9 protein-coding genes are annotated in these 8,843 nt (G+C 49.8%); 5 read left to right on the top strand and 4 right to left on the bottom strand.

What is annotated here, in order from left to right; all coding sequences use genetic code 11:
* Positions 1–727 precede the first annotated feature (727 nt).
* Together SGR01S_RS13995 and SGR01S_RS13990 are read right to left on the bottom strand one after the other, a co-directional pair.
* The gene (locus SGR01S_RS13995) at positions 728–958 is read right to left on the bottom strand and encodes a hypothetical protein (protein WP_037419586.1); all 231 of its coding nucleotides are present in this window, start codon (positions 956–958) and stop codon (positions 728–730) included.
* Between the two features lie 243 nt (positions 959–1,201).
* A complete protein-coding gene (locus SGR01S_RS13990; RefSeq protein ID WP_061807750.1) occupies positions 1,202–2,344 on the bottom strand; it encodes a MurR/RpiR family transcriptional regulator in 1,143 nt (380 codons plus the stop codon).
* A 408-nt stretch (positions 2,345–2,752) separates the two neighbouring features.
* On the opposite strand from SGR01S_RS13990, the gene SGR01S_RS13985 reads away from it, so the two are divergent.
* From SGR01S_RS13985 to celB, 4 genes are all read left to right on the top strand, one after another.
* The gene (locus SGR01S_RS13985) at positions 2,753–3,058 is read left to right on the top strand and encodes a PTS sugar transporter subunit IIB (RefSeq protein ID WP_037419593.1); all 306 of its coding nucleotides are present in this window, start codon (positions 2,753–2,755) and stop codon (positions 3,056–3,058) included.
* 111 nt (positions 3,059–3,169) lie between these two features.
* Complete coding sequence (locus SGR01S_RS13980) at positions 3,170–3,496, top strand: PTS lactose/cellobiose transporter subunit IIA (RefSeq protein WP_061807749.1); 327 nt, start codon at positions 3,170–3,172, stop codon at positions 3,494–3,496.
* Entirely contained in the window at positions 3,489–4,790 is a 1,302-nt protein-coding gene (locus SGR01S_RS13975; RefSeq protein ID WP_061807748.1) for a 6-phospho-beta-glucosidase, read from the top strand. Before SGR01S_RS13980 ends, SGR01S_RS13975 begins: the two co-directional genes overlap by 8 nt.
* 57 nt (positions 4,791–4,847) lie before the next feature.
* Entirely contained in the window at positions 4,848–6,209 is a 1,362-nt protein-coding gene (gene celB / locus SGR01S_RS13970) for a PTS cellobiose transporter subunit IIC (protein ID WP_037419600.1), read from the top strand.
* Positions 6,210–6,333: 124 nt separating this feature from the next.
* On the opposite strand, the gene SGR01S_RS24540 is transcribed toward celB, so the two are convergent.
* Positions 6,334–6,468 (bottom strand): hypothetical protein, encoded by a 135-nt coding sequence (locus SGR01S_RS24540; protein WP_255212230.1) that lies wholly within the window; start codon positions 6,466–6,468, stop codon positions 6,334–6,336.
* A 164-nt stretch (positions 6,469–6,632) separates the two neighbouring features.
* Between SGR01S_RS24540 and SGR01S_RS13965 the strand changes: the two genes are divergently transcribed.
* Positions 6,633–7,190, top strand: a complete 558-nt coding sequence (locus SGR01S_RS13965; protein WP_061807747.1) for a GNAT family N-acetyltransferase — start codon at positions 6,633–6,635, stop codon at positions 7,188–7,190.
* Between the two features lie 59 nt (positions 7,191–7,249).
* Here SGR01S_RS13965 and proP read toward each other — a convergent pair whose 3' ends face one another.
* On the bottom strand, positions 7,250–8,752 hold the full coding sequence (gene proP, locus SGR01S_RS13960) for a glycine betaine/L-proline transporter ProP (RefSeq protein ID WP_037419606.1): 1,503 nt from the start codon (positions 8,750–8,752) through the stop codon (positions 7,250–7,252).
* Between the last annotated feature and the right edge of the window lie 91 nt (positions 8,753–8,843).

Genomic DNA, 8,843 nt, shown 5'->3' with positions numbered 1-8,843 from the left:
TCCTCTTCATAATATCTCTTCATTTCTCCTGTATCACTGCCCAGTGACAAACCAGCAAATGCGGTTTGATGCAGGTACCATCATGGTTGCTATCGGTCATTCCATAAGCATTTCTGACGTCGGCTCACAACGTCGGTCGATGAGCTTGTGCAATCTGCATAAGAGTCATAATGTTAATTGCCTTGAGACGCAGATTCTTACATGAAAGTGAGCCGTTTTTTAAGGACGACTGGCGATAAGTGATATATAACCAAATAGTGCAAAAGATAAGGGGAATCGGATGAGAGGGGGATTATTTTTGCTGGTTGTTTTAATGCTATCTGGTTGCTCAGGGCCTTTGGGATCAATCTTGGGTGTTATTCCTCAGCATTCTGACATTTGCCCACAGGGGAGAAACTCGATTACTGGTGAATGCCGTTAGTCATCAGAGCTTAAGACATCGAATCTAAAACGATTCACTCCTTGCCTGCATTGTTTGGTTAACGTGTACATTTGCCCAACACACCATGCTGTTATGATGTGGTCAGCCTGGCATATAGCCTGCCACATAACGTCATTAAGACCCTATCCGGTTATGTAAAACCGGATATTGCTTTTTTAAGCATCAGATCTTAACTCCCCCCCAGTAGTGGAATCTCATCCGCACTACAGTTCGCCACTAACATCATAGCTACGACGACGAGGATGGAGATGATGGTGCATAGATCCGACTTGCGCATGCTGCTCCTTAGCGTCCAGTGACACCGATGACTTCGATTGCTGCCCTGTGCAGCTTTTGGCAGTAGTCGTCGGGTTGTTTTTCGATCTCTTTGATCAGATAGGCGAGAATACTTTGCTTGCTGATAGGTGTGTTCGCAGAAAGCACCTGAATGACGCTTTTACCGACCAGATGATATATGTGCTCACGGTACGTCTCGATATCTTTATCGCTGAGTCCGTAAAGGGAATAATCGATCATAAAAGTTTACCGCTGGTGGAATTTAAAATGCCAGCCGAAGCTGGCAGAGAAGCCATATAAAAAAATAAAGTCCTGCAAATTCCACTTAGGTTGATATCTATGTGGAAGGTTTACGATAACGTAGTAAGAATATTCCTATCAATAGGTAACGGCAATCCAGATGGCTAATTAGGAAAATCCTCAGGTTATGCGCATAGTGCGGGCCGTGCCGGAGGAGGAACTGAACGGTATAGATATACAGATTTAATCTTCCGTCTGCGAGCTCAGGCTCTCAGGCAGTAGCTGCGCCAGCAGCAGGTCGAGAGTTAACATCAGTCCATAACGTGCAGCGCTACCGCCACTGAGTGGCAATACTTTATCGGCCAATTCGGCAAGTGTACTGCCTGCTGGGGCCACGGCTATACGGTAAGCTCCAGTAGCGCCGGCCAGCTTCGCGGCGTTAAGCAAATCAGTGTTTTCCCCACTCATTGATAGCAGAACTACGCATTGCTGCGTGCTAAGTGTGGACGCTGTCATCCGCATTAGCGCAGCGTCTTGACAGGCGAAGGCGGGATAGCCAAGTCCGACCAAGCGTTGCTGCAATTCATTGACGTACAGCGCCATGCTATTTACACCAAAAATATGCACACTTTTGGATTGGCTTAATTGTTGGCAGGCTTCGATCAATGCAGCATGCTCTACCTGCTGCAGTTGCTGATGCAACGTGGTTTCTATGTCATTAACGCGTTGCAGCCACAGGCGCGGTGGTCCATTGGGGGCCGTTTGCGCGGTTAAATAGCGTGAACCGCTGACGCTGGCCTGGGCCAATTTCATTCGCAAATCGCGAATATCATCACAACCAATAGTTTTGGCAAAGCGCGTGATAGTTGCCGGACTGACACCCGCCTGGCTGGCGAGTAGCTCAATGGTAGCGGAGGAGGCGAAGGCGATATCGTCCAAAATGGTTTGCGCGACCTTTGCTTCCTGCTGGCTGAGCTGATTTTGGCGTGCGCGGATCTGATAGACAATGTCGCCAATATCTTCACAACCAATGGATTTAGCAAAACGACTGAGCGTTGTAGAACTGACGCCAGGCAGCTTACCGATACCGGCGGCTGATGCGAAAGCGATATCCATGCCGCCCAATACGGGTTGAGCCACCGCGGCTTCAGCCTTTGCCGGCACGGGCTGGGTACGCATCAAAGAGATAAAGTCGTTAAGATCCTGGCAGCCAAGGGACTGAGCAAAATGAGCGACGATCTCGGTACTGACACCAGCACGTTCGGCCAACTGTTCAATGGTTGCCGTTGACGTGAATCCGGGATTATCCAGGATGGTCCGGGCAATTTTCGCTTCCTGGCGATTGAACGGGCTTTGGCGAAACTGAATGTGGTAAACGAGATCCATGACTGCAGTGTCCCTTCTGTTATGCCAATCGGCGATCTGTGCTCCAAACTAGCCTGTTTTTCACACGGCATAAAGCAATACACAGAAGAATAAAGCACTGAAAATAATTTTCAATTCATCCCGCATGAAAACGAGATGCTCCTCTCATCGTTTAATTGTTGATAATTTATCCTGCTGTTTTTAAAGAATAAAACGGATTTTTTAATTCTATCTCCAAATAAAACTCAATCGTTGATCACAGTGTTGAAAAAAATTTTCATGATAATTTTTCTTTAATGGTTTGTTTTTAAAGGATTAAGTAAAAAAAATAATCAAATCCTATGGATCTAAGGTATTTACAAGCGTGTTACAGCATTGTTTTATATTTGCACAGCCGAGGTGGCTAGTAACAATCGGGACACCCAAAAAATGCAAACAATCGTCTTATGCTGCGCTGCAGGAATGTCTACCAGCATGCTGGTACAAAAAATGAAAACCGAGGCACAGAAACGTGCTTTGGATATCGAAATTGAAGCCGTGCCCGTAGCGGATTTTGAACGCATCGTTGAACGGGCGGACATTGTGCTACTGGGGCCACAGGTGAAATATGAACATGCGCGGCTTTCGGAACTGGCTGCCCCATTAGGCAAAACCGTCGCGGTTATTGACATGTTGGATTACGGCACCATGCGTGGTGATAAGGTGCTGGATAAGGCACTGGGCCTGTTGGGCTGATAACACCCTGTGGGGCATTGCCCCTCACACCCTATTATTGATTGATTTAGAACGGGTTATTTTATTAATCCGTCGGGGATTGCTGTGCCTGGAATCAGGCCAGGGGAGGTAATGATGGATTTGGAAACGAGCGTTATGGAGCTGTTGGTTCATGCTGGCAGTGCACGCAGTTCGCTGCTTTCGGCACTGCAACTGGCACGGCGCGGTGAGTTTGATGCTGCGGATGCCAAACTGGAAGAAGCAAAGTCTGGCATCGGTCGGGCGCATAGCATGCAGACGGAACTGATAGGCATGGACGAAGGCTGTGGAAAAATACCGGTCAGTTTAATTCTGGTGCATGCGCAGGACCATTTGATGAATGCAATGCTGATCCAGGATCTGGCCACCGACATGATCGAGCTTTATCGTCGTTTACCTCAAGGGGCAGGCAATGACTAAAATAACCGTAATTGGTGGCGGCAGTAGCTACACGCCGGAGCTGGTCGAAGGATTGATTGCGCATTATCAGGATGTGCCATTGACCGAGCTGGCGCTGGTGGATGTTGAATCCGGTCGTGAAAAAGTGGGCATCATTGCCGAACTGACCAAAAGAATGTTCAGGCGTAACGGGCTGGAACAGGTGGTCGTTTCGGTGCATTTTTCGCTGGAAGCGGCCATTCGTGGTGCCAGCTTCGTGTTAACTCAACTCCGTGTGGGGCAATTGGCAGCCCGCGCTGCTGATGAACGTCTGGGGCTCAAATATCAACGTCTGGGGCAGGAGACAACCGGAGTCGGTGGTTTTGCCAAAGCGCTGCGGACCATTCCGGTGATGTTGGAGGTCGCACGTACGGTAGAAGCGGTCGCACCAGATGCCTGGATTATCAACTTCACCAATCCTGCCGGGATCGTCACCGAAGCGGTATCACGCTACAGCAAGGCGAAGATCATCGGGGTGTGTAATGTGCCAATCACAATGCACCACATGATTGCCGACATGCTGAAAGCGCCGCACGATCAGGTGGATCTACGTTTTGCCGGGTTGAACCATATGGTGTGGGTACACCAGGTGACGCAAAGCGGGAAGGATGTCACCGCTGACGTATTGGACATGCTGAGTAATGGCGAAACACTGTCGATGAATAACATCAAAGACCTGCCGTGGCCTCCCGCTTTTTTACAGGCCCTGGGGGCGATTCCGTGCCCATATCATCGCTATTTCTATCAAACGGCTGGAATGCTGGAGGAAGAGATAGAAGCGGCTGCGGCGCAGGGGACCCGGGCTGAGCAAGTGATGAAAGTTGAGGCGGAGCTATTTGCTTTGTATGCCGACCCGGCATTGGATAAGAAACCAGAGCAACTGAGCTTCCGTGGCGGCGCGTTCTATTCAGAGGTGGCGGTCGAGTTGATCCGTGCCATTCATAACAACAGCGGCAAGGTGCTGGTGGTGAACACCCGCAATAACGGCGCTATTCAGGGACTGCCGGACGATGCGGTGATTGAAACTAACTGCGTGATCGATGCGCAGGGTGCACACCCACTGAGTTTTGGCCCGATGCCACTGGCAATGAATGGGTTGACTCAGCAGGTAAAAGATTTTGAACGGCTGACGATTGAGGCCGCAGTGCATGGCGATCGTCAAAGTGCACTGTTGGCGCTGGTCGTGAATCCATTGATTGGTGGTGTTGGCATTGCGCAACCCTTGCTCGATGAGGTGCTGAGCCTGAACCAAGCCTATTTACCGCAGTTTAATTAAGTCGAAATTCCATAATAACAATCACGACAGAACCGGTTTTGCCGGGCAGGGGGGATGATGGCGGGTTTAAATAGCATTCTTGAACGTTACGTATTGCCGACGGCGTTAAAAATCGCAGGGCAAAAACATATTTTGTCGGTGCGGGACGGCATAATTCTCAATATGCCGTTTATGTTGATTGGGTCGTTCTTCCTGATCTTCGCCTATTTGCCAATCCCCAGTTATGCCAACCTGATGGGGGAGGTGTTTGGTGCAGCCTGGCGGGACAAACTGCTGTACCCGGTTAAGGCAACCTACGACATCATGGCAATTATCTCCAGCTTTGGTATTGCCTATCGGTTGGCGGAAAAATACCGTGGCATGGACCCGCTGAGTACCGGTGCTGTTTCGTTGGTGGCGTTCATCATGACGATTCCCCAGCACACGCTGTTTGCGCCTGTGAAAGGGGCTGCCGAGCAGATCGTCAAAGGTGTGTTGCCGATGAATTTTATCGGCAGTCAGGGGTTGTTTGTGGCAATTGTCGTGGCGTTGCTATCGACGGAAATCTACCGTTTTGTGCATAACCGCAATCTGGTGATCAATATGCCGGAAGGGGTTCCGCCAGCGGTGGCTAAATCCTTCTTGGCGCTGATCCCGGGCTTTTGTGTGTTGGCGGTAATTTTGTTGTTGCGTCTGATCGTCGAAGCCACGCCGTTTGGTGATATCAACACCATGATTGCTACGCTGATCGGTATTCCGATGCACCATGTGGGCGGAACACTGCCGGGGATGATTTTCTCGGTCATCCTGATCGGCCTGCTATGGACGCTGGGACTGCATGGGGATGCCATTGTATTGGTATTTATTCAGCCGGTTTGGCTGGCAAACATGTCGGAAAATTTGGTCGCGTTTCAGAACAACCAACCGATCCCACACATCATTACTCAGCAATTTTACGATCTGTGGATCGCCCCCGGCGGAACAGGGGCCTTATTGGGACTGGTCATCTTTATGCTGGTGCGCAGCCGTAGTGCGCAGATGAAACAGTTGGGTAAAATTGCCGCGCCAGGTTGTCTGTTCAACATCAGCGAACCCATGGTATTCGGTATTCCGTTGGTGATGAACCCGTACTTCTTCCTGCCGTTTATTTTGACGCCGGTCGTCTTGGTGATCGTGACTTACAGTGCGATGGCAACCGGGTTGGTAACGCCTCCGGTCGGTATTGCGTTGCCATTCACCACACCGATTTTCATTAGCGGCTATTTAGCCACCGGCGGGCATATATCGGGAACGGTGATTCAAGTCGTCAACTTGCTTATTTCAATGGCCATTTACTACCCGTTTTTCCGGGCCTGGGACAAGCAAAAATACCGCGAAGAAAACCAGGCTTCGGCATCGGTACAAAATGCCGTGACGGGTGAACAACCGTTGACGCCATAACCAGGCGCACCCTCTGCGTCGGTCAGCATCACCGATGTAGAGGGTGACGAAAGTTGCGTGTCATGACCATGCTAATGCCGCCGCAAGGCGGTCTTTTATTTGGTATCGTGGGCGATCAAGCACGTTAGCGGAGGCTTTCGATCCAGTGGAAAATGCGTGCAAGGTTGGGGGTGATATCGCCGATATTAAATATCGCACCTACCCATACTGCAATCATGATTGCCACTCCAATGACAACCGGCAAATCCATTTTACTCATTGGTTATCGTCTTCAATGGGTTAACAAGTTTTCAAGCCTAGCATTAATCGCTGCCAGGATAAAATTTCAGTCTATTCTTGCTTGGGTTTGGCAGCCTAAAAGGCTCCCTGCATGGGCGCAGTGTTACGCTATTCTATTGGATTAGTGAATTAAGGAGGAGGGTGATGAAAGAGTTAACTGTAGTTGGGCATGGCCTGCGACTGAAGATTTTGACGGTTGAAGATACGGATATCGTTCATCGTTACTTCCACGAAAATCAGCATCACCTCTCACAGTGGGAGCCGATTCGGCCTGAAGATTTTTATCGTGCAGAGGTGATTCGTCAGCGGTTATGCCATGCACACAGTGACGCTGAGCTGGGGCTGGCTTATCAGTTCGGGATTGTTAATGGTACTGGTACCGAAATGCTGGGCGCCTGCAATTTTTCCAACATTGCTCGTGGCCCTTTTCAGGCCTGCCATTTGGGGTATTCAATTGCTGCGCGCCATGAAGGCAAAGGCATTATGACTCAGGCATTGAGTGCTACCATCGAGTACATGTTGGGAGAATTGGATCTACACCGGATTATGGCCGCTTATATTCCGACAAATACCCGGAGTGAAAAGTTGTTGCTGCGTTTGGGTTTTGAAAAAGAAGGCTATGCAAAATCCTACCTCAAAATTGCCGGCCGCTGGCAGGATCACGTACTAACCTCGTTGATCAACCGACGGCATGCAGAGTAACCATCAGCGTAGAAAGCCAAAAAAAGCCACCCGAAGGTGGCTTATCGTCAGAACGTCGGTTAGTCCAGTTTAGGGTGCTGGTCGATCAACGTTTGTTTTTTCTTTTCCAGCTCGGCGATCTGCTCATTGATATCATCGACTTTTTGTTCGATGTTGTCGTAGGTCTCTTGCAGCAGTTCCTTGGCTTCCGAACGGTCTGAAGCAGCCGGTGTGGCACCGCGTAGCGGTTTATTGGCGGTTTCCTTCATGTACAACCCGGTGATCAGACCGATCACCGCGACGACCATCAGGTAGTAGGCCGGCATATAGAGGTTGCCGGTTGATTCGACTAACCAGGCGGCAACCGTCGGCGTTGCACCGGCAACCAGTACCGAGATGTTGAACGAGATCGCCAAGGCGCTGTAGCGAATGTGTGTTGGGAACATCGCAGGCAGAATAGATGCCATCACGCCAGTGAAGGAGTTGAGCAATACGGCCAATACTAATAGGCCAACGAAGATCAAACCAATCACATTACTGTTGATCAAAATGAAGCACGGAATAGCCAGTGCGAGCAGGCCTATACTACCGCCGATAATAAACGGCTTACGGCCGATGCGGTCGCTGGTCAGGCCGATGACCGGTTGCACAAACAGCATACCGATCATGACGGCGATGATGATCAGGACGCCGTGGTCTTCCGAATAATGCAGATTATGCGACAGGTAACTCGGCATGTAGGTCAACAACATGTAATAAGTCACGTTGGTCGAAATGACGATACCGACACATACCAGCAGGCTTCTCCAGTGCTTGGCTGCAATCTCCTTGAATGAAGTCTTCGGTGGGTTTTCGATGGCGTTGCGATCTTCTTTCTCCATCTTATCCACATGTTGCTGGAACGCAGGCGTTTCTTCCAATGCATGACGCAGATAGAGACCAATTAAGCCTAATGGCGCAGCGATAAAGAACGGAATACGCCAACCCCAGTCGAGGAAATTAGTTTCACCAACGATGCTGGAAATCAGCACGACGACGCCAGCACCCATCACGAAACCAGCAATGGAACCGAAATCAAGCCAGCTTCCCATAAAGCCACGCTTTCTGTCTGGTGAGTATTCGGCAACGAAGATTGCTGCACCAGAGTATTCGCCACCTACTGAAAAGCCCTGCGCCAGTTTGGCCAGCAGCAGTAAGATTGGTGCCCAGATACCGATCGACGCATAAGAGGGGATCAGGCCGATGCAGAAGGTACTTACCGCCATAATAATAATGGTGATGGAAAGGACTTTTTGGCGGCCGAATTTATCGCCCATCGAACCAAAGAAGATGCCACCGAGCGGACGAACCAGGAAGGGGACAGAGAAGGTTGCCAGTGCGGCAATCATCTGTACGCCGGGAGTGGCGCCAGGGAAAAAGACTTGTCCAAGCGCGTAGGCCACGAAACCATAGACACCAAAGTCGAACCACTCCATTGCGTTGCCTAATGCAGCCGCGGTAATTGCCTTCTTGAGTTTGCTGTCGTCAATAATGGTGATGTCATTAATATGCATCGGCTTATGTCGTTTTTTTCTTAACTTCATATAATCATCCCTTAATCAATTTTAGTCGTACGTAAATTCGCAATCCTTCTGCCCAGTTATCAATTTGGCTAATCTGAGTGCTTTGCACAGA

Origin of the sequence: Serratia grimesii NBRC 13537 (assembly GCF_001590905.1) — a bacterium.
Taxonomy (GTDB): domain Bacteria; phylum Pseudomonadota; class Gammaproteobacteria; order Enterobacterales; family Enterobacteriaceae; genus Serratia; species Serratia grimesii.
This window is presented reverse-complemented; position numbering and strand designations above follow the sequence as displayed.

What these genes read in the sequence shown, in the direction of transcription:
- SGR01S_RS24540 (WP_255212230.1), bottom strand. Translation starts at nt 6,468, where the DNA reads ATGAGTAAAATGGATTTGCCGGTTGTCATTGGAGTGGCAATCATGATT.
- SGR01S_RS13985 (WP_037419593.1), top strand. Translation starts at nt 2,753, where the DNA reads ATGCAAACAATCGTCTTATGCTGCGCTGCAGGAATGTCTACCAGCATG.
- SGR01S_RS13975 (WP_061807748.1), top strand. Translation starts at nt 3,489, where the DNA reads ATGACTAAAATAACCGTAATTGGTGGCGGCAGTAGCTACACGCCGGAG.
- celB (WP_037419600.1), top strand. Translation starts at nt 4,848, where the DNA reads ATGGCGGGTTTAAATAGCATTCTTGAACGTTACGTATTGCCGACGGCG.
- proP (WP_037419606.1), bottom strand. Translation starts at nt 8,752, where the DNA reads ATGAAGTTAAGAAAAAAACGACATAAGCCGATGCATATTAATGACATC.
- SGR01S_RS13990 (WP_061807750.1), bottom strand. Translation starts at nt 2,344, where the DNA reads ATGGATCTCGTTTACCACATTCAGTTTCGCCAAAGCCCGTTCAATCGC.
- SGR01S_RS13980 (WP_061807749.1), top strand. Translation starts at nt 3,170, where the DNA reads ATGATGGATTTGGAAACGAGCGTTATGGAGCTGTTGGTTCATGCTGGC.
- SGR01S_RS13995 (WP_037419586.1), bottom strand. Translation starts at nt 958, where the DNA reads ATGATCGATTATTCCCTTTACGGACTCAGCGATAAAGATATCGAGACG.
- SGR01S_RS13965 (WP_061807747.1), top strand. Translation starts at nt 6,633, where the DNA reads ATGAAAGAGTTAACTGTAGTTGGGCATGGCCTGCGACTGAAGATTTTG.